This is a genomic window from Halobiforma lacisalsi AJ5, from assembly GCF_000226975.2.
Taxonomy (GTDB): Archaea; Halobacteriota; Halobacteria; order Halobacteriales; family Natrialbaceae; genus Natronobacterium; species Natronobacterium lacisalsi.
Genome location: NZ_CP019285.1, coordinates 1,877,240 through 1,897,787 on the forward strand (window position 1 = coordinate 1,877,240; position 20,548 = coordinate 1,897,787).

Annotated in this window: 16 protein-coding genes and 1 pseudogene; 7 read left to right on the plus strand and 10 right to left on the minus strand. The window is 58.4% G+C overall.

The genetic code is table 11. The features are described 5' to 3' along the window. Nucleotides 1-22: 22 nt before the first annotated feature. Both CHINAEXTREME_RS08975 and CHINAEXTREME_RS08980 read right to left on the minus strand, forming a co-directional pair. A complete protein-coding gene (locus CHINAEXTREME_RS08975) occupies nucleotides 23-214 on the minus strand; it encodes a hypothetical protein (RefSeq protein ID WP_007143199.1) in 192 nt (63 codons plus the stop codon). Nucleotides 215-405: 191 nt separating this feature from the next. Then, nucleotides 406-615, minus strand: a complete 210-nt coding sequence (locus CHINAEXTREME_RS08980) for a ribbon-helix-helix domain-containing protein (RefSeq protein WP_007143200.1) — start codon at nucleotides 613-615, stop codon at nucleotides 406-408. Between the two features lie 127 nt (nucleotides 616-742). On the opposite strand from CHINAEXTREME_RS08980, the gene CHINAEXTREME_RS08985 reads away from it, so the two are divergent. Beyond that, nucleotides 743-1,072 (plus strand): DUF5789 family protein, encoded by a 330-nt coding sequence (locus CHINAEXTREME_RS08985; RefSeq protein WP_007143201.1) that lies wholly within the window; start codon nucleotides 743-745, stop codon nucleotides 1,070-1,072. A 110-nt stretch (nucleotides 1,073-1,182) separates the two neighbouring features. On the opposite strand, the gene aglJ is transcribed toward CHINAEXTREME_RS08985, so the two are convergent. The 3 genes and pseudogenes from aglJ to CHINAEXTREME_RS09000 all read right to left on the minus strand — a co-directional run. Beyond that, complete coding sequence (gene aglJ / locus CHINAEXTREME_RS08990; RefSeq protein ID WP_007143202.1) at nucleotides 1,183-2,292, minus strand: S-layer glycoprotein N-glycosyltransferase AglJ; 1,110 nt, start codon at nucleotides 2,290-2,292, stop codon at nucleotides 1,183-1,185. Nucleotides 2,293-2,370: 78 nt separating this feature from the next. Further along, nucleotides 2,371-3,672, minus strand: coding sequence for a UDP-glucose 6-dehydrogenase AglM (gene aglM / locus CHINAEXTREME_RS08995; RefSeq protein WP_007143203.1), 1,302 nt, complete (start codon nucleotides 3,670-3,672; stop codon nucleotides 2,371-2,373). Nucleotides 3,673-3,735: 63 nt separating this feature from the next. Further along, a pseudogene (locus CHINAEXTREME_RS09000) lies at nucleotides 3,736-4,420 on the minus strand (sugar phosphate nucleotidyltransferase); the annotation flags it as partial. Between the two features lie 165 nt (nucleotides 4,421-4,585). Here CHINAEXTREME_RS09000 and CHINAEXTREME_RS22015 point away from each other — a divergent pair. Continuing rightward, complete coding sequence (locus CHINAEXTREME_RS22015; protein WP_193790388.1) at nucleotides 4,586-5,590, plus strand: hypothetical protein; 1,005 nt, start codon at nucleotides 4,586-4,588, stop codon at nucleotides 5,588-5,590. Between the two features lie 134 nt (nucleotides 5,591-5,724). Next, the gene (locus tag CHINAEXTREME_RS09010) at nucleotides 5,725-7,188 is read left to right on the plus strand and encodes a sulfatase (RefSeq protein ID WP_007143205.1); all 1,464 of its coding nucleotides are present in this window, start codon (nucleotides 5,725-5,727) and stop codon (nucleotides 7,186-7,188) included. A gap of 150 nt (nucleotides 7,189-7,338) precedes the next feature. Here CHINAEXTREME_RS09010 and CHINAEXTREME_RS09015 read toward each other — a convergent pair whose 3' ends face one another. Next, complete coding sequence (locus CHINAEXTREME_RS09015) at nucleotides 7,339-8,829, minus strand: sulfatase family protein (RefSeq protein WP_076738716.1); 1,491 nt, start codon at nucleotides 8,827-8,829, stop codon at nucleotides 7,339-7,341. 380 nt (nucleotides 8,830-9,209) lie between these two features. Here CHINAEXTREME_RS09015 and CHINAEXTREME_RS09020 point away from each other — a divergent pair, with 380 nt between their 5' ends. Continuing rightward, the gene (locus CHINAEXTREME_RS09020; RefSeq protein WP_143095856.1) at nucleotides 9,210-10,217 is read left to right on the plus strand and encodes a glycosyltransferase family 61 protein; all 1,008 of its coding nucleotides are present in this window, start codon (nucleotides 9,210-9,212) and stop codon (nucleotides 10,215-10,217) included. Nucleotides 10,218-10,240: 23 nt separating this feature from the next. Here CHINAEXTREME_RS09020 and CHINAEXTREME_RS09025 read toward each other — a convergent pair whose 3' ends face one another. Then, nucleotides 10,241-11,008: a hypothetical protein gene (locus CHINAEXTREME_RS09025; protein WP_238593381.1), complete on the minus strand. Its 768-nt coding sequence runs from the start codon at nucleotides 11,006-11,008 to the stop codon at nucleotides 10,241-10,243. Nucleotides 11,009-11,188: 180 nt separating this feature from the next. Here CHINAEXTREME_RS09025 and CHINAEXTREME_RS09030 point away from each other — a divergent pair, with 180 nt between their 5' ends. After that, a complete protein-coding gene (locus tag CHINAEXTREME_RS09030; protein WP_007143209.1) occupies nucleotides 11,189-12,634 on the plus strand; it encodes a lipopolysaccharide biosynthesis protein in 1,446 nt (481 codons plus the stop codon). Nucleotide 12,635: 1 nt separating this feature from the next. Here the strand turns inward: CHINAEXTREME_RS09030 and CHINAEXTREME_RS09035 are convergent, their stop codons facing one another. Both CHINAEXTREME_RS09035 and aglG read right to left on the minus strand, forming a co-directional pair. Continuing rightward, on the minus strand, nucleotides 12,636-13,619 hold the full coding sequence (locus CHINAEXTREME_RS09035; protein ID WP_010546574.1) for a glycosyltransferase: 984 nt from the start codon (nucleotides 13,617-13,619) through the stop codon (nucleotides 12,636-12,638). Nucleotides 13,620-13,656: 37 nt separating this feature from the next. Beyond that, nucleotides 13,657-14,676 (minus strand): glucosyl-dolichyl phosphate glucuronosyltransferase, encoded by a 1,020-nt coding sequence (gene aglG, locus CHINAEXTREME_RS09040; protein WP_007143211.1) that lies wholly within the window; start codon nucleotides 14,674-14,676, stop codon nucleotides 13,657-13,659. Between the two features lie 148 nt (nucleotides 14,677-14,824). Between aglG and CHINAEXTREME_RS09045 the strand changes: the two genes are divergently transcribed. Beyond that, nucleotides 14,825-17,719: an oligosaccharyl transferase, archaeosortase A system-associated gene (locus CHINAEXTREME_RS09045; RefSeq protein WP_007143212.1), complete on the plus strand. Its 2,895-nt coding sequence runs from the start codon at nucleotides 14,825-14,827 to the stop codon at nucleotides 17,717-17,719. 499 nt (nucleotides 17,720-18,218) lie between these two features. Beyond that, nucleotides 18,219-18,353, plus strand: coding sequence for a DUF7503 family protein (locus tag CHINAEXTREME_RS22425; RefSeq protein ID WP_007143213.1), 135 nt, complete (start codon nucleotides 18,219-18,221; stop codon nucleotides 18,351-18,353). A 14-nt stretch (nucleotides 18,354-18,367) separates the two neighbouring features. Here CHINAEXTREME_RS22425 and CHINAEXTREME_RS09050 read toward each other — a convergent pair whose 3' ends face one another. After that, entirely contained in the window at nucleotides 18,368-20,476 is a 2,109-nt protein-coding gene (locus tag CHINAEXTREME_RS09050) for a hypothetical protein (protein WP_007143214.1), read from the minus strand. Nucleotides 20,477-20,548 lie beyond the last annotated feature (72 nt).

A 20,548-nucleotide genomic window follows, 5' to 3' on the forward strand; every position in this document is an offset into this window, starting at 1 on the left:
TTCGTCAGGAGGCGACGACGGGTCACCGCGGTTCCCGTTCCGGCTCCGGTGCCGGGGCCGGGGCCGGGGCCGGTACCGGAACCGGAACCGGCGTCGGTACCGCGGTCGGGAACCCGTCGTCGATGATTCGGTCGATGATGCCGCCACGATGCCGGTCTTCGCTGTCCTTCTCGTCGTCACCCGACGGAGACGGGAAGTCCGGGATGTGTGGCACGTGCCTTCGACCTCCAGTCGAAAATACGCCCTCGAGGAGAATAAAATCCGGGTTGGACCCTGAGTGCGGTCACCACCGTCGGCCGTTCTTGGGGCTACGCCGCCGAACAGCGACGGGAAGCCGCGGGGAGTCACGCCGGCCCCTCCGCAGGAGCGGGAGACTTGCCGCCCGGAACGTATTACCGATACGGCTCACTCGAGATAGCCCAACCCCCGGAGCTGTTCCGCGATCTCCTCGAACTCCGCTTCCGTAAGTTCACCCTCCTTCTGGTGCTGGATGACGATACTTCGCAGCAGAAACCGGACGAGGTCGCTCGTGCTCTGGAAGCTGGTCCCCTCGATCGTGTCCTCGACGCGGTCGGCGAGTTCCTTCGGGATCGAAACCGTGGTGTACTCGGTCATAGTGGATGGTCCGTCCCAGCCCTCAAAGACGTGTCGGCGACGACGCACGAACTGAAACCGGTGACAGTCGCGCGACCGTTCGGCCGGCTTCGTAGCGGTTTTTATAGCGGCCTGTCAAATGGTGTCTATGGGAGTCCGGCCACCATCGAACGGAGACGACGACGAACCCGAGAGCGTCGAGTTCGGCATCGCCGCAGTCGACGCCCGGCTCAAGGACGCTGATCTCTCTTTTCCAGCCACCAGGGACGACGTCGCCGCCGAACTCGGCACCGCGCGCATCCCCTACGATGTCCACGGCAACGACGTCTCGCTGGGCGAAATGCTTTCGGAAGTCGACTCCGAAGAGTTCCGCTCGCGCCAGCAATTGCTGAACGAACTCCACGAGCCGTTCGAGGAATACCGTCGGCAACACTCCGGCGGCGTCTTTCAGCAGATGCGCTCGATGCTTCCGTTCTGATACTACCGGACAGAAGTCAACTCGAAGTCGGTCGCGAATTCGCGGCCGTCCGGCCTGGAACGGCCGCACGTATGCGACCGGCGTTACATAGTTCTGCCCGGCAGTATGAACTATCGGTCGGTCCCGCGGCCGCCGTCGGCTTCGGTCTCCGTCTCGATTTCGGGGTCGGTTCGACCTTCTTCCGCCTCGCGGTCCTGCCGACCATCGCTATCGCTTGCCGTCGACTTTCTCGTGATCCGCTCGAGGCGACGGCGCTGTTCGCGGTGTAAGGTGACGAGCAGGTCCGAGAGCACGCCGAACATTAGCAACTGGACGCCGAGCAGGATGCCGGCCGCGGAGACGAGCGCCAGGATCTCGTGGCCGATCCCGTACTGCACCCACTCCCAGACGACGTAGGTCGCGATGAGCGCGCCAGTAACGATGCCCGTGACCCCGAGGCTGCCGAAATAAAAGAGCGGGTTGTTGGTCTTGGCCAGCGAGTACAGCGCCAGGATAATCGTTCCGCCGTCTTTCACGGGGTGAAGGTTCGTCTCGGAGTCCTCCGGTCGGGCACTGTAGCTGATCGGGACGACCGTCGTGTCGATGCCGTGTTTCACACACTCGACGGCAAGTTCGGTCTCGATCGTAAAGCCGTCAGAATCGAGCGAGAGACGTTCGAAAGAGTCGACCGTAAACGCCCGGTAGCCCGAGAGGATGTCCTCGTAGTCGGCCCCGTGGATGAACCGGAACGAGCGATTGATCAGCCGGTTCCCGACGCCGTTCAGCGCCTTCATCGCGTCGTCGTCCATATCTGCGAACCGGTTGCCGATCACGTGCTCGTAGCCGCGGGACAGCGGCTCGAGCATCCGCTCGGCGTCCGCCGGGTCGTAGGTACCGTCGCCGTCGAGCATCAGGACGTAGGGGACGTCGATGTACTCGACGGCCTCGCGGACGGCCTGTCCCTTCCCGTCGCCTGACTGGACGAGTACCTGTGCGCCGCGGTCGCGGGCGATCTCCTGGGTGTCGTCCTCGGAGCCGCCGTCGACGACGACGACGTTCCCGTAGCCCTCCTCGTGGAAGCCGTCGATCACGTCGCCGATCGTCGCCGCCTCGTCGAGGGTCGGAATGAGGACGCACACCTCGTCGGACGCGATCTCGCGCGTCGTCCCGGTATCGCTCATGGCGATGACCTCCCCACCGCCGTCGCGATCCGCGTGCGCGAGCGTCCCGTCATTCTCCATCGGCAATCACTCTCTCGTCGGACCGCAAAAGGTTACTGAAAGTCGGCGTCCGGACGCCGCTCGAGACGAGGACGAGGGCTACCAGGTCAGCCCCTCGTACACCTCGAGGGCGTCCCGATCGACGTCGATCCGGCGCCCGTCGACCAGGACCCGCTGGGCCATCCCCTCGAACTCGCGATCGAGGTCGTCGAACTCCGGCCAGTCGGTCGCGACGACGGCCCCGTCGGCCCCCTCGAGGGCGGCTTCGGGGGACCCGGCGAACTCGAGGTCGGCGTCGGGATACTTCTCGCGGACGTTGTCCGTGGCGACGGGATCGTAAGCGACGACCGACGCGCCTCGGTTCTCGAGGTGCTCGAGGACGTCGAGTGCGCGGGACTTCCGGACGTCGTCCGTCCCCGGCTTGAACGAGAGGCCGAGGACGGCGATGCGGGCACCCTCGAGGTCGACGTGGTCGGCCAGCAGGGAGACGAGCCGAGTCGGCTGCTCGTCGTTGACCGCGACGGCGGCGTCCAGCAGTTCGGGCTCGTACCCCTGCTCGCGAGCGCCCGCCCGCAGCGCCGCGACGTCCTTCGGGAAGCAGGACCCGCCCCAGCCCAGCCCCGAGCGCATGAACCGCTCGGAGATCCGGTCGTCGAGGCCGACCGCCTCGAGCACCTCGTAGGCGTCGGCGCCGTACTCCTTCGCGATGTTCCCGAGTTCGTTGACCAGCGAGACCTTCGACGCGAGGAACGCGTTGTTCGCGTACTTGATGAGCTCCGCCTCGCGGACGGCTGTCTCGACGAGGTGGGTGTCGTCGTTTGCGAGAATGGGCGCGTAAAGCTCCCGGAGGGTTTCGGCCGCCTCGTCCGTTCGGGTTCCGAGCACGACCTTGTCCGGCTCGAGGAAGTCGCCCACCGCGGTCCCCATCCGGAGGAACTCGGGGTTCATCGCGACCTCGATCCCCTCGCCGATCGGGGTGCCCGATTCGTCGGCGAGGATCGGTGCGACGACCTCCTCCGTGGTGCCGGGGAGGACCGTACTCTTGACCACGACGAGGTGGTCGTCGTCTTTTTCGGTGAGGGCCTCGCCGAGCATCTCCGCACCGGCCCGCATCGGCGCGAGATCGAGACTGCCGTCCTCGCTCTGGGGCGTCGGGAGACAGAGGAGCGTGACGTCCGTCTCCCGGACTTCGGCGTAGTCCGTCGTCGCGCGCAGCGAGTCGCTCGCGTGCTCGGCGATGCGGGGCTCGAGGCCCGACTCGTGGATCGGGGCCTCCCCCGCGTTGATCGTTTCGACGATTTCTTCGTCGATCTCGACGTTGACGACGTCGTGGTCGAGGTCGGCGAGACAGGCGGCGACGGTGGTTCCGACGTACCCGCTGCCGACGATGGAGACGTTCATACGGGATGCGAGGAGCGGTCGGCGTTAGTCGTTTTTGGTTGGTACCCACCGTTTCGCCGCAGGTCAAACCTGTCGGATGGCGGTCTCGAGTTCTCCTCGCTCTTCCCTTTCTGTTTGCTTCTCGAGTCGTTTTCTTCGATCTCGATCTTCGGGGTAGCCGAGATGTCGAGCCGTTAGCCACCTCCGGATCGCGTCGATTGTCCGGCTGGACTGGATCAGCAGGTCAATTGCATCCGAGAGTTCGTACTCGCCGCAGCTGCTGGGTTTGACCAGGCGACTGGCGTGGAATCTCGCTGGCGCGAATGTGTAGCAGCCAGTCATCTCGAGGGCGAAAGTCGGGCTGTCCGGTTTCTGCCTTACTGCGAGGATTTTGCCGTATTCGTTGGTGAGGACGCCGTACCGTAACGCTTCCTCGTGCGGGACTTCTTCGACGAGGAACGCGGCGTCAGCACGCTCTTTTCGGTGGGGTTTGTCACGTCACGCAAATCGCCCGGACGACTTATCCCTCGAATCAGCATGCAGTCGTCCACGTCGGGTTCGGCCTGCAGAACCACCTGGGCGAGCTCGAGTTGTTCGCACTGGCGAACATACGTGATCGGTACGTCCTCGCCCTCGTCGTCGTATCACTCGATGATCCGTTCCTTCCGATACGCGACGGTGGAAGCAGAGGCACCGATCTCGAGCATGTTGCTGGAGACGTTCCCGATGACGGGTGGCCGTCGACCTCGAGGAGTACTTTGGGTTTGTTTCGGTGGGGGCAGAGTGGGTATCATGGTAAATACGGCGAAACTGGGAAATCACATGCTTTCGAGATATAATCCTACCAATACATATCAAATACGGGAGGTAGCCGCCAGCTAGTATCTCGTAATAATGCCAATACTTTATCCCGTTCAAATCGTATTGGTGCCGTATGGGACTAGTTAAAAAAGGAATACATACCTATCGAGAAAACGGCCTTCTAAATACGGTAGAAAAATCGACATCATTTGTTCGATCACATCCCCACTACTTACACCACGCCATCACAAACTTGGCGTTTCGGTTGCGGTACGGCGAAGGAACGGATGTTATGGCAAAAGACTGGGACAATCTATTACTGTTGGACGCATGTCGATATGATATATTTTCCGATGAAAATAATATTGACGGAGATCTTCAGTCGGTTATTTCTCATGGCTCCTCAAGCCTTGAATTTATTGAGGGGAACTTCGCGAATGAGGATCTCCACGACACGGTGTATGTAACTGCTAATACGTATTACGATGTCCTTGATGATGATGTTTTCCACGCCGTAATAACCTGCTTTGATCACTGGGATGAGGAATTGATGACTGTCCCTCCCGGTGGTGTCGTGGAAACAGCGCTCAAGGCTCACGAGCAATATCCCCAAAAGCGTTTGATCATACACTTCATGCAGCCACACGCTCCGTACATCGGTGAAAAGGGGCGAGAATTGCGGGAACGATTGAGCCGTCAAATAAACATAACAGGGATGACACTAGAGCGGGCTCAAAAAGACTCCCGTACAGAGACAGAGAACTCGCCCCGGACTGTCCAAACGATAGAAGCCCCTACAGTCGACGGGTTGGATGTTTCTGATACTGAAATAAGAGAGGCATACACAGAAAACCTAAATGTGGTTCTGTCCCACGTGAAAGAATTATTACCCCAACTAACTGGAAAGACAGTGATTAGTGCGGACCATGGAGAGTTACTAGGAGAACGTGTGTTTCCCCTGTATCGGAAACGATATGAACACCCGACTTATCTCCACGTTCCGGAACTATGTATTGTTCCTTGGTTAGTGATAGAGGGGGACGAAAGAAAATATGTCAATCCAGAACCCCCTGAACGATATGATTCGATGCGGCAGGAAGAGCTGGATGAAAAATTGGAAGCCCTTGGATACAGATAGCACATCCTTATCATGTGATGTTTGGAAGGCCATCTTGGGTCTATGTGATCAACCTGGATTCGGACTAACGACTATAGCAACGCCTCCATCAGTCGTTTCTCAAGGTTTTTGTTCCTCAGCGAAAAAAGCATGATATGAGTGATTTGCCGAACGTTCTCTTGGTGATTTTAGATAGCGCTCGAGCCAAGAACATGGGGGTGTACGGTTATGACCGTGAGACGACTCCGTTTTTGGACGGATTTGCGGAAGCGGCGACTCTCTATCAGCAAGCACGTTCCCCGAGCATTCACAGCATCGCGAGCCACGTGAGTATGTTTACTGGATATCACGTAGAGGAACATCGGGCGATACACCACGATTCGCAAATTGATTTAGAGGAGACCATCTGGAGAGAATTAAGCGGCGACCACGATTACAGTACCGGACTGTTCACACCGAATCGCATAATCTCGCATGCGTCTAACTTAGCGGAGGCGTTCGAGTTCACCGAGATAGCTGACGTTCAGACTTCGCATAAGCGTCGTAAAAAACTCTTCCAGGACGCGTACGGACCACGGGACACCAAAGCCCATCTTTCGGTTTTTGGTAATTTTCAGCGGAGTTTAAAAAATGACCAACCACTTCGATCTCTTTGTAACTGCGGGTGGGAAGGATTTCGCAAACTGGAAACAAAAGTAAAACGGATAGACGACAACAAAACGATTTCTGGTGACCGGTTTATCGAGCGTTTCTTGGAGTGGGAAAAGGACCAGTCCGGACAATGGGCTGCCTGTTTGAATCTTATGGACACTCACAGTCCATACCTTCCCGACCCGCAATATAATCGCTGGGGGGACAAGTCAACGCTCAAGATGCAGAACGGAAAGACGATCCCGAGTGGTGATCTGTTAACAGGGGTTCGTAGTTGGGATGAATTGCGGGCATTGGAAGCGTTGTACGATGGATCTATCTTTCAGGTTGACCAACAATTAAAAACACTTTTCAACCAATTATCAGAAGATGGTGAACTGGAGAACACGCTCGTGATTGTAACGAGCGACCACGGTGAGGGTTTTGGTGAAAGAAGCAGACTTACTCCCGAAATCAAGATCCCGGGCCATAATTGGGGGATCCATGAGGTCCTTACTCATGTTCCGCTTATTGTTAAATATCCTGGTCAGAAGGACGGAAAATCCGTCTCTGAAACGGCATCACTCACGAATATTCCGGACGTGATTCGGGCCGTACTGTCTTCTTCGAGTGAGAAAGATCAATTCACAAAGGACGACCTTGTTCTGTCATCAACATATAGAATGTTAGATAGAAATACGAATAAGTTCCCAACAATTGATAATATAAATAATTTCACTGGTCCCTGGCGAGCAGTTTATGAAAATAATAAAAATGGTGTAAAAAAGTATGCTCAGCACAAAGGCCAATCGGTCACGGTATCTATTGAGTCTCCATTTGAACAGGAAGTCGTTGAAGAACATACGCCAAGACCAGTCAACGAAATATATGATGCCTTGCACCCTGCGGGAATAGGTGAGGACAATGATTCAGTTGGACTCACCGACGAACTAGAAGATCACTTGAAGGATTTGGGGTATATTCGATAATCGATGTCGAAAATCTCTTGCTATATGTGGAGCAAGTTCTCGATTCCGTTCTTTACGTTTGCTTCTTGTTAGAGCGGTGTTATTTCCGAAAATATACTCTTGAATCGTAATTCTCGTTAATAATAGGCACTTAACGGCTAATCAATCCAATTATCGATAACCAAGAGACTCGAGACGGTCGAGCACCTCTTCTTCGTCGTCGTATTCGACACGTCTATTATCTGAGGCGTTGGGGTCGTTTTCGGAGTGAGTGTACCGCGAGAGCAGTTCTTCCAGTTGTGCCCGGAGTTTGGCCGCCTGTTCGGACCGGTCCTCGACGAGATTCTCCGTCTCGTTTGGATCCGTGGTCAAATCGTACAATTGCTCGGCTGCACCATGAGGACGCTCACAGTATCGACACGCTGGATCACCGACTGCGCGCAGATACTTCCAATTCTGGGTTCTGATACCGCGGAATCGCTGTGTGTTCGCCTCTTCAAGCAAAATTGCTTCCCGGGAGTCCCACGTATCGTCACTATCTGATCCCTCAAGGAGAGGGAGAAGCGATCGACCATCTGCGTCGAATTCAGTTGGAGATCCCTTACTGTCGTCTAATACATCGAGTACGGTCGGTGCGATATCCGTAATATTGACAAGTTCGGAGACGCGATCGACCGCATCGAACGGTGGACGAACGATCAGCGGGACGCGAACCGTCGCCTCGTAGAGGCCGTGGTGCTCGAAATAAATGTCGTGCTCGCCCAGCGACTCGCCGTGGTCGGCTACTATGAGGACCAGCGTTTCCTCAAGCATCCCCCGATCGCGGAGAACGGAGAGAAGTGAGTCGATTTTCCGGTCGGCTTCGGTGGCCGCCGCGTCATACTGGGCTCGCGCGAGCGCTGTACCGATACCAACCTCGTGGCCTCGCCACTGGTCGTTGTTCTGATTGACTACGCCACCGGGTTGCAGACTGTTATAGGTGATCGATCCCGTCGGAAACCGTTCGGCAATCTCAGTTAGCGGCGTATTCTCGTATTCGAATCGTTCCAAGTATCGCTCGACGAGGTTTTCGTCGACGTCATACGGTGTATGCGTATCCATCAGGTGGACCAGTGAATAAAACCGGTCTGCGTCTTCGAGAAACGAATCGAACGCTTCGACGATTTCGTTTTCGTCGTCGCTTCCAGTTCGATCAGTGAGACTGTTATATACGCCGGAAATAACGTCTCCGATCGATGGATGGACCGAATAAAGGATGTCACTAACCGCCTTTTCCAAGGACTTGAGCCGCCAGTGAGCAGAAGTCAACTCCGGATAGCGATCGAAACCGCGACGGTGCCACCGTCCGAGTGGTCGCCCGAACGCACCGGTCGCGAATCCACGTTTATTAAGGACTGACGGTAGCGTCGATGTGTCTTCAACACGCTTTTTTTCCATCTCGCTCACATGGGATCCGTGGTTGAGTACGCCATGTGTTCGCGGATACTGACCCGTCTGAAGTGATGTTAAGGCCGGGTCGGTCGCATTCGTCGTACTGTAAGCATTCTCGAAGATTGTTCCGTCAGCAGCGAGTTCGTCAATAGTCGGTGTGACCGATCGCCCGCCGTAACTCCCGACGCGGTCGACGCGAAGCGCATCAACGACGACGACGAGGATATTCATTGTTCGACCTTACTCGAGCAACGGATTAAAATACCACGTCTCGTACCGGTATCACGATCGTGCGTTCTGCGGGTCCTTGTTGTCTGGCCGTCAGCTACTTTCATTACTGGCTTCAATATCCATCGAAAACTCTCCGTATGGTCCTCACTCGAGTACAGCAGAAAATTCGGGATCTCGGTCCTCTCGATCTGGTTCGCCGCGGATTCGATACTGCCGTCGCACCCAGACTCCTCCTTGCAAAACTGGCACTGGATACGCGAGTCCGATACCTCGATCGAGTGGCGCTCCGTCGTTCGGCTGGTGCTGATCGTCTATCCTTTGGACGTGCTGAGTCGGTCACTGTTCCATCACTTCCGGACGCGCCGGAGGATCTCAACCGAATGAGCGGCACCTACCGGTTCGATCGACCATTCGTCTGTCAACTATCGACCGCGCGGCTCCTTGGAGCCGATGCTCTCGTCGCCGCGCCAAACGGCGCGCTACTACTCGAAACATCTCTGGGTCGACGTGACCAACTCGAGCGATCGTTGCTTGCCGAACCCGAGCTCCTGGCGCGAACAATACGTGATCCGACGGCCCCGGGAGTCGCTCGCGCGGATGACGACCGGTTAGCAAACGTCTGCTCGTTCGTCGACGGCTGTCTCGGGGGCTATTCGCACTGGATCTTGAAAGGATTACCGCGCCTCGAAGGCGTTGCCAAGTGGGAACGTCAGACAGGACGCCGTGCAACGATTCTTCTCTCGGGGAATCCGCCCAGTTGGGTTCTCGAATCTCTCGAGTATTTTGGATATGGCAAGCAAGTCGCAATGTGGCAGGGCAATCGGGCGACGGTCGATGGCCTGATCGTTCCATCCATTCGCTCTCCAGAACAACCGCGGTCAGCGTACGTACACCGGTTCACCTACGATCTCGGGTACAAAATACCAGCCCCATCTGCCTGTCGTTGGCTCCGTTCTGTGGCCCGAGACGTACAAGCAGTGACGGACGAACAGTTATCGACGAGCAGGAGACGGCGGATCTATATCTCCAGAAGCGACGCCGATCGCCGAAGAGTGACCAATGAAACGAAACTCGTGGAGTCGCTATCCGAGCTCGGCTTCGAGTCGTACTCCTTGACGGATCTCTCCTTTGCTGAGCAGGTTCGACTCTTCTTCGAAGCGGAGGCTGTCGTTGCTCCCCATGGTGCCGGGTTAGCGAACCTCGTTTTTGCGGACGATTGTTCCGTACTTGAACTGTTTGGGGAGAAAATAAAGCCGACGTATCGAATGCTCTCGGCGGCGCTCGATCTCGACTACGAGTTCCTTCGCTGCGATCCAATGAGATCTGATCTCCGAGCCGATCCGACATCCGTTCGCCGATGTGTTGAGCACCAACTGGGAGAACACTGACTTCTTTGTCATTTCCGATCACTTCATGGATAAGATTGCGAAATGATATCCTGAAAATCGGGATGGACAGTCGCATCGATTTCATGAGCCCCATTAGCGATCTTCTCACGCTTTCGCTGCCATTTTCGGTGGCGTACGACGACCCGAACGGGAATCGCGTCGAGGTCAAGTATTTTTGCAATGGAGAACCGATGGTTTCCTCCCCCACAAAAGATTAGCTCACCATCTCGTCCGATACTCACACAGATTTGATCGAGCGACGTTTCGATCCGGGTATCGGCTCCGTCGTAGTTTTGGGATGGATCGTAACCGTGTTCTTTGATACTCTTGTAGAGTTGATCGATACGCTCGTATCGACGCTCGAGGTCTGAGATCGAATAGCAACCATCTGCTTCACCCTCCGTTTCGATCCGACGGCACAACTCGTCGTGGATGTCGGTTTCCTCCCATTCTTTCTCATGGCAAAACCGTTGTTCGACGGACCGATACTTGAGCGAGCGTTCGTACGGCTGGGTTTGTCGGTCCCAGTTGCCCCCCCTGATGGCTCCCGATGCGAGGTATTTGTCAATTTCACGATTTGCCATCGTGATGTTATTCGGATCGATCTCGATTAACTCGAACGGGTCCGCGAGAGCGTTGTATCCTTTAAGACACCGATAATAGGTATGGCGAGCAAAAATGAGCGAGCGAACGAGCGCAGGATGATGCGTCAGATATGCCCGCGTCGACGATATCAGTCCGTATAGTCCTCCAGCGTCGAACACTGACCGTGCTCTCGCGACGAGTGACATTATGCGGGGGTACGAACGAGTGCCGTAAATACGACTTGCTCTTCGTGTCACTTAGCCATGGAAACGTAGCCTGACGGGAATAAACCTCGCTTCACCGTATCACACCTCGAATGGGGCGGTTCGAAACAGACAGCGAAGGAAGTTTATCACCGGACGATTACGGAGTATACAACGTCTTTCATGAGGATCGGACAGACTTCATTCCTCCAGTTCATCGCCGAGATTTCTGCCTCAGCGATCGGTTTTTTCGCGACGATTTATTTCGCTCGCGTCCTCGGCGCGGAAGTTCTCGGTTACTATTCGGTTGCGCTTGCGGTCGTGACGTGGCTTGCCGTCGCCGGTCGAATCGGAATCAGCAACGCGGTCATCAAGCGGATGAGTGAAGGAGACGAACCGTTCGCATACTTCTGGGCGGGCGTCATGCTTGTCGGTTCGATTTTTCTCGTCATCGCGACCGGGGTATTCGTCTTCGGCGAACAGATTGACGCCTATGTCGGGGCGGAGGTCCACCTGCTCATCGTAGTGATGGTCTTTGGATTGTTGTGTAACAGTCTCGGAAACGCCGCATTACAGGGCCGTTATCTCGTCCACATCTATGCAGTCCTCAAGCCCCTCAAGATCGCTGGTCGGGCGGTTGTTCAGACCACGCTCGTGTTCGTCGGTTTTGGACTCACCGGCCTCTTAATCGGCTACACGAGCGGATGGGTGCTGGCCGCCGGTATCGCCTTCGTGGTTCTGACTCCCCATTTTAGGCGACCATCACGGCGACATTTCCGTCGGCTTATCGAGTTCGCGAAATACTCCTGGCTTGGTCGCGTGCAAGGGAAGACGTTCAGTGAAGCCGATATTCTCATCCTTGGGGCACTTGTCTCGAGCGGATTAGTCGGTGTCTATTCGATCGCGTGGGCACTCTGTTCATTCTTCCTTATCTTTACGCAGGCAATTAGTTCGGCGATGTTTCCCGAGATCAGCAAACTGGATGCGAAAGGGAAACGAGACAGCGTTGCGTCACTGACCAACGATGCAGTCGCTTTCGCAGGTTTCGTGTTGATTCCCGGAATAGTTGGTGGAGTACTCGTCGGTGATAGAGTCCTCGCCATCTACGGCGGGGAGTTCGTACGGGGAGAGACGGTCTTGCCAATTCTCCTCGTGGGCGCTCTGCTGTATTCGTATCTTGAACAATTCTTGAATACGCTCAGCGGGATCGATAGACCCGACATCACGTTTCGTGTCAACGGACTATTCGTTGGGGCTAATATCATCGCGAACGTTGCGCTGGTCTCTGTATTCGGATGGGTCGGTGCTGCGTTCGGAACCGCACTTTCGGCGGGTGTGAGTCTTACCGCCGCTTACGTTATGGTTCGAACACAGATCGACTTCGAGCCACCGCTCGGCGAAATCTCCCGGCAAGTGGCTGCTGCTATCGTAATGGCTGTCGCCGTATATCCACTCACTCAATTGGCCGGGCCGACCTCGGAGAGTGCCCGCGCCGCAATCGTTACCGTCGGGATCGTCGGGATAGGAGCTACAATCTACGTAATGAGTTTGCTGGCGATGTCACCGCGGTTTCGCAACGTCGTCCGGAATAACGTCCCGATCGACCTCCCAGTGCTTGTCGAACCGTAGTTCAACCGGCGACCTCGGATTCGTCAGCGGACAGTACTGACTCGTAAATATCGAGGATTCGATCCCCGATACGATCCCAGCTGACCTCTCGGACTGCGTCACGACCGTTCGATCGTGATTCCGACTCGAGAACGGCTACGAGTTCGTCGACCAGTTCGTCTTCAGTTGTTCCGACGCCTGAAGGAGAGACGTCTCGAAGCCGTGTCCGGACATCGCCGACGTCGGTCGAAACCACTGGCAGGTTGCACGCCATCGCCTCTTTGACCGTGTTCGGCGACCCTTCGTGTCTCGAAGTCAGTAGAAGGGCGTCAGCAGCGTTCATGAAGATGGGAACGCGTTCGTGAGGGACTCCGGAGATGGTCTGTAGTTCGATTTCGTCATCAGTGGCTTCCAACCGATCCCGAGTCCGCTCGGTAACGCGTTTCGCCAGCGGGTAGTTTTTCCGCTCGTAGTCCGGTGAATACGGGAAGAGGACGTGTTTCCGGTCCGGGTCCCAACCGACCCGTTCACAGGCCTCGCGACGATCCATCGGTTCGAACCGCTCGAGGTCGATCCCGCTGGGGAGGATGTGGGCGTCTCGTCCGAGCAGGTCTCGCATTTCCTCGCTTCGGACAGTTATTGCGTCGCAACGCCAGGCACAGGCTTTCGTGACCGCGCCGTCGAACCCGACGACATCCGATCCCCACAGCGTGAGAACGACGGGAAGACGAAACTGGGTGATCGCGTAGGGAGCGGTGAGTCCGTAGTTCGCGTGGATCAGATCGTAGTCGCCGGACCGGAGCTCCTGGCGAACTTTTGGAAGGAACTGGAGATACTCCGCGACGCCTCGGCCGCTTCCCATATCGCCGTCGATCTGATCGGCACCAGGGACGACGAGGACGGTCGTATCGACGCCTTTCCGCTCGAGAGTGTCGATCTGCTGGGTGAAAAAGATCTCTTCGGATGTGACGAGATGTAACACCTGGATGTTGGAAGTGGCAGTCATCGATCGGGGGTGAGAGTGAAGCGCAATTGGGTCCCAGTCACGCTTTCGCTGGATCACTTACGAGGGAATCGTTCGATTGGACCAACCCGTACAGATACCCGAACCCGACCGCAGCCGTAAAGACGAAAATCGCGACGAGCTGTTTCGCCTTCGCGGACGACGGCTCCTGGGCGAGTCCTCGTAATCGATCGGGGACGAATTCGAGGAGCAACTGCCCCAAATATTCGTTCTTATCACCTTTCGCCTCGGGCAACAGCAGGTCCATAATCCGTTTCGAGTACCCTTGCCAGAACGACCGACCAACAAGCCAGCGGAAGTCTCCACGATAATCGAACAATTTGTGGTGGACCACCGCATCCGTGTTGTATATTACGCCCTTGCCGTACTTGTTGGCCATCCGGATACAGACCGGCGCTTCGTGGGCCTGGATGTGACGATCACCTTTCCGTCCCGTATTCTCGTCGTATCCGCCAACTTCGAGGAAGACATCTCGTCGATAGGAAATGTTCGATCCGTAGGTGTTGCGAAGCTCTTCCATGTGCTCGCCCATCCCTCGTTCGTCACAGCCGACCAACCAGTAGAATTCCTCCGGGAAGAAATCCGGTTTCTCGGTGATCCAGTCGGGGGCGACGTGTCCCCCGACGGCGAGCGCGTCCGTTTCCTCGTACACGCGAGCGAGTTCGGCTACCCAATCGGTCTCGGCGACGGCGTCGTCGTCGATGAAAGCGACGACGTCGCCGGTTGCGAGTTCGGCTCCTCGAGTACGGCTGTAGGAGATCCCCTGATTTTCGTCGTTGCAGTGTACCACGACGTCTTCGTGTCCGCCGTAATCTTCTTGGACCCGCTCAAACACTTCCTCGTTACCGTCGACGACGAGGACGATCTCGAGGGGGTCGTAGGTCTGATCGAGCACGCTGTCGACGCACTCCGAGAAGACGTCGTAGCGTTCCATCGCGTAGGTGCAGACGACGACGGAGACCGAGAGGGGAGTAGAGCCGGAGTCGGGGTCGGAGTCCGAGTCAGAGTCGGAGCCGGATCCGGTACCGATGCCAGTCATTGACGCGTCATTTCCGTGAGCGGAGAATAAGCTTTTTCGTTCGCGTAGCAGCTCTGTCGTCCCGCTCGAGATATCGGTGACGGCGCTCGAACGGAATACCGCAGGGAGATGACAAGGCTTATTCTTGACTTGGGTCTGGTGCAACCTAATGAGTACCGACACCGAACACCTCGAGGAGGGAACGGAAACCTCCGTCCTCGACAGGTGGGAAGACTGGTACCACGTCCCCGTTATCGGCGCCCTGATGGCGTTCATGATCTGGGTTCGGACCCGGCCACTGGACGCGTTTACCATGGAAGACGGTCTCCCCGCACTCGGTGGGATCGACTCCTGGTATCACTGGCGTACTGTCCGGTGGACGGCGGAGAACTACCCCAACACGATGCCCTACGAGGTCTGGACGAGTTTCCCGTCCGGACGGTACGTCGGGCAGTTCGGCACGCTGTTCGACCAACTGATCGTCACCGCGGCGATGATCGTCGGTCTCGGGGATCCGTCCCCGGAGACGCTGTACACAGTGTCCCTCCTTGCAGTCCCCGTGATGGCCGCCCTCGTTGCGATTCCCGTCTTCTACATGGGTCGCCGCCTCGGCGGCACGATGGGTGGTATCGTGGCAGTTATCGTGCTCGCGCTTGCGCGCGGTCAGTTCCTCTCGAGAACGACGGCGGGCCAACTCCAGCACCACGTCGCCGAGGTACTGTTCATGGCGATCGCCGTATTGGCGATGATGGTCGCGCTGCGGGTTGCCGAGCGCGAACAGCCGATCTACGAACTCGTCGTCGACCAAGACTGGGAGACGCTTCGCAAGCCGACGATCTACAGCGCTCTGGCAGGCGTCGCACTTTCGCTGTACGTCTGGGTGTGGCCGCCGGCGGTCGTTCTGGTCGGTATCTTCGCGATCTTCTTCACGGTGCAGCTCTGTCTCGACTACGTCCGCGGGATCTCCCCGGACCACGTCGCGTTCGTCGGTGCGGTGAGTCTCGGCGTGACTGCGCTGCTCACGGCCCTGCTGATCGAAGACCCGGGAACGAGCGTGACGAGCTTCAGTTACATCCAGCCGTTCAGTGCCGTGCTCGTCGCGGCCGGCTGTGTGTTTATGGCTTGGTTCGCGCGCCAGTGGAACGGCTACGACGTCGACCGGCGGTACTACCCCGCTGCGATCGCCGGTCTGATCGGAGCTTCCTCGCTCGTGCTGTGGCTCGTGCTTCCCGATCTCTTCGGAACGATCGTCGACAACGCGACACGGCGTGTCCTCCCGTTCGGCGAGGCCGCCACGGACCTCACGATTCAGGAGGCCCAGCCGCCGGCCGACTACACCGACCACGTCTTCGGTGAGTTCGGAACGGCCTTCTACACGATGCTCGCCGGGCTCGCTCTCCTGACCCTTCGTCCGTACCTCGGTCGAGAGTGGCGGTCCGAGTACACGCTCGTCGTCGTCTGGTCGCTGTTCCTGATCAGCATGTCCGCGACCCAGATCAGGTTCGCGTACTACCTCGCGCTGGCTGTCGCGGTCGTCAACGCGGTGTTCATCGCGGACATCGTCCGGCTGTTCGACCTGGATCTCCAGTCGGGGGTCGACTCCCTCAGGGAAATCGAGACGTATCAGATCATCGCCGTCCTGCTCGTCGTCATGCTGCTCTTTGCGCCCCTGTTGCCTCCCGTTGCCGCCGATACTGACACGGCCTGGAACCGGTCGGACAACACCGGCCCCCATCCCGATTCGATCATCTGGGAGGACTCGAACCAGTGGCTGAACGAGAACACGCCGGAGCCCGGAAACTGGGGCGAGCACGAACGCGCCGACGAACTCGAGCTCTACGGGACGTACGAACAGCCCGAAGACGGTGACTTCGACTATCCGGACGGCACCTACGGCGTCATTTCGTGGTGGGACTACGGCCACCTGATAACCGTACAGGGCGAACGGATCCCCCACTCGAACCCGTTCCAGTCCGGAGCGACCTCGTCCTCGGCGTTCCTGACTGCCGAGTCGGAGGAGCGGTCGGAACTGATCCTCGATGCGATCGCTGCCGGCGAGTCGCCGGAGAACGAGAGCATCGCGGAACTCGAGTCGATGACCGAGGGCGAAGCACTCGACGAGGAGATCCGCTATGTGATGATCGACGACCAGATGGCGGGCGGCAAGTTCGCGGCCATCTCCACGTGGAGCGGACCGGACTACCGGTACTACACGACGCCGACCGACCTCGAGCCGGGCGAACGCATCGAACGGGACGAACTCGAGGATCGTTTCGACGACGTTCCGTACGATAACACGACGGTCTCGCAGTTGTACTTCGACGACGCGAGCGGAATGGAGAACTACCGGCTGGTCCACGAGAACGACATCTACACGTCGCAGTTCGTCAGCTATGCCCTGATCGATCAACAGACCGACGAGGTCGTCATGGGCGACGACGGGGACCCGCAGGTATTCCTCAACCAGCGGGTCGACTCGGACACCCAGCAGCGACTCCAGCAGATCGACCTGCACCCGCAACTCGACTATGAGATCTTCGACCAGCGCCAGGGATCGGCAGTGAAGACCTACGAGCGTGTCGAGGGTGCGACGATTACCGGTAGCATCGACGCCGACGGCGTCGACACCGAGAACGCGACGGTCGCCGCGTCGGTCGAACTCGAGTCACCCGGTCAGCGCGACTCCTTCACGTACGTCCAGGACGGAGAGCTCGCGTCGGACGGGAGCTTCGAACTCACCGTCCCGTACGCGACGAACGACGAACTCGGCGTCGAGGACGGCTACACGAACAGCAGCGTCGAAGCGCTCGGCGAGTACAACGTCACCGTCGACGCATCCGACGGTAACGAACTCGAGTTCTACCAGGGACAGACGTCCGTCCCGGAGACCGCGGTCGTAAACGGTGACACGATCGACGTCGATCTCGAGGAAGTCGAACTCGAATCGCCGCCGGAAGAAGCGGGTGAAGACGAGGAAGGCAGTGAAGACGAGGAGGGTAGCGATACCGATGCCGACGGCGAAGACGGCGAGTCCGCTGACGAGGAAACCGATACCGACTCGTAGGCCTCGATAGGGGACCGAACTGCGCGGTCACGACTCGCTCGGCGATTTCGGATGATTTTCCCGCTGTATTTGCTAGCGTAGTCGACGTACCCGGTAGCGATCACACAGGGGGTCGGAATCGGCTGGAATAGCACCCCTATCGTGTTTTCTGCCGAGCTATAGGCACTGCTGAGTTATGGGAACGCCCGAATCGATTACCGCACCGATCGCAGTAGCCGTGGTTCCCATCACTTCGTTCGTTTCGAACCGGACGGCAGTCCTGCGAGTGGCATGTATTGACCTTCAGCGGCTACTATAGCGCGCCCTCGTCGAACACTCGCCTGCCCGTACACTCTCCGATCCTGATATACGTGGGGCGTTAGCATGGGTTATCCCTCTATTCTTCCGGATAGCAGACCTGAAGTAATTAAATACTCGGACATAACTAATGGTTTTTACTCCATGATATCCGGAACTATAAGATAATTTGATTTCCTATGGCAACAACCAATGGAATGCAATGTCCGACGCAGACGGCATGTCCGACTACCTCGCACAGCACCCCCGAATGATCGGCGTCCTGTTCACGCTGTTCGTTCTCCTGAGTCAGGTTGGAGCCGCGGCTGCCTCGAGCGCGTCCGAGGTCGGGCCGTAGAAACGAGCGCTATTTTAGTCCAGCGGCGTCGATCCGATCCCGTGGTACCAGCGCAGTTCTCCGTCGAGTCGCACGGGCGGTTCGTTCCAGGTGAAGTACTCTCGAAGGACGTCAGGTTCGACCTCGGTAAAGACGGTGTGTGACGGGCCGAGATGACGGTCCGCGACCGTCGGCAGCGTCGATTCCGTCGTCGTTCCGAGCTTGTACTCCTTGGTCGAGTAGGACTGGAGCGCGAATCCGAAGCTCTCGTCGCGGTGCTCGAGTTCGATCAGCACCGGTGCACCGCCGTCGGACTGGGCGATGTCAGTCGACCCGTCGCCGATGATGAGGTACTGGTCGCCCAGCGAGGCGTTCTCGCGGGCGATGTCGACCGCCCCCCGGAGCGGGAACCCCTGGTTGAGCAGGCGGGCCATCGTTTCGCCGGCCTCGACGGCCAGTTCGTTCGCAACGTCGCTGTAGGTGCTAACGCCGCCGTAGGCGCCGCGACGGGTCAGCGCCAGCCCCTGTTCGTAAGAGCGACAGGCGTTCAGGAAGAAGACGCTGACGTCGACGGACTCGAGGTCGCGGACGTCGAGTTCGCCGTCGGAACACCGCAGGCCGTCCGGGGTCGCGTGGCCGACGTAGTGGAAGAAGTCGTACCCGCCCTCCGTCAGCAACGCGGCCAGTCGATCGGTGCTGACGCCGAACTCGGAGTCGACGTCGAACGGCACCCGTTCGTGACTGCCGTAGGTGTCGTCGAGCAGGTCGTGTTCCTCGAGCATCCGGGCGTCGTTACAGACCAGCAGGATGTCGATCGACTCCTTACGCGCGTCCCGGTTCAACTGGTTACGGTAGGCTTCGACGGTCGCCTTCGAGGCACCCCGCGGGATGGCGTCGCCGAACCAGGCATGCTCGACGGATTCGGTCGTGACGTCGGGTTCGACGAGCGTGGGGCCGTCCGGGTCGGGTGACGGCGCGCGGCCGAGTTCGGTTTCGCCCCTGCTCGCGGCGCGGACGAGTTGCGAATCCGGCCCTCCCACCGTTGCCGTCGACGGGGCGTCGACCTCGGGCTCCGACCGATCGATCACGCGAGCGGTCCGGATCACGCCGAGTTCGTTGACGAGAAACGGGACCAGTTCGACGGTGTCGGCCTCCGCCGGCACGTGGGCCGTCAGCGGCCACCGCGGGACGTGGGGTTCGATCCGGTCGTAGGGCACCTCGAGGTACCGTTCGATCCGCTCGGCCAGGGAAGCGTCGTAGATCGTCCCGAAGTCGAACGGCAGGTCGTTCTCGAGGACGGTTCGTTCGTGCAGGTCGTACTGGAAGAGTCCCTCGGTCCGGGTGAGACAATCGAGGAAGAAAAACTGCTTGAGGAGGCGCGCGACCCCGTCCTCGAATGCTCTCCCGGTCTGCAGCGGGTGCTCGACGCCGTCGGTCGCGAGCGCAGGCGCGTCGCCGGTCCGGAGATCCGTACCGAGGAAGAAGGCAAGCGGTGCCGCCGCAAACAGCGCCGAGCGGGTCGGCGGCAGCGTCAGCGTCACCTCGGTGTCGGGGCGTTCATCGTCGATCTCGGCCGGGATATCGAGTTCGTCGCCGAGTTCGATCAACGGCGGATGCCCGCGCAGCGTGGGCCACGTCCGCTCGGGCGAGGGGGTCTTCAGGGCGGAGGAGGTGGCCGAGACGGCCGTCAACATCGACTCGAGGTCCGGCGGCGTCGTGATGGTCCCGGCGGGCCGGTCGTGCAGCGACCGCGCGCCGATGGCGACCGTCGTCTCCGCTTCGAGTCCGATCCGAAGCGACGTCACCCGTCGCTCGATGACCCCGCCGGCGTCGACCCGGAAGTACAGCTTTATCGGGCCGCTCATACCGACGAACTGGGTCCGCTCCTCGAGGGTCACCGTCTCGCCGATTTCGGGACTATCGCTCGTCACGCCCTGCTCGTCGTGGATTTTCACAGCGTAGGGCTGTTCGAAGACGATCTCGTCCGTCTCGATCGTACACTTCGTGTCGACGGGAAACGGGAATCCAGTCGGCGGCTCTGCGGACGGCGCCGTCGCGTCCGTCCGGAGCCGGAGCCGTCGCTGTTCGATCGAATCGTACACCTCGATTCCCGGCGGGTCCGCCGTTGCGTCGAACTCGATCATACGATTGCCCCGTCGTCGCTGGAGGGATCATTCGGTTGCACTACCAAAAAGGGTTCTTCACCGGATCGCCGT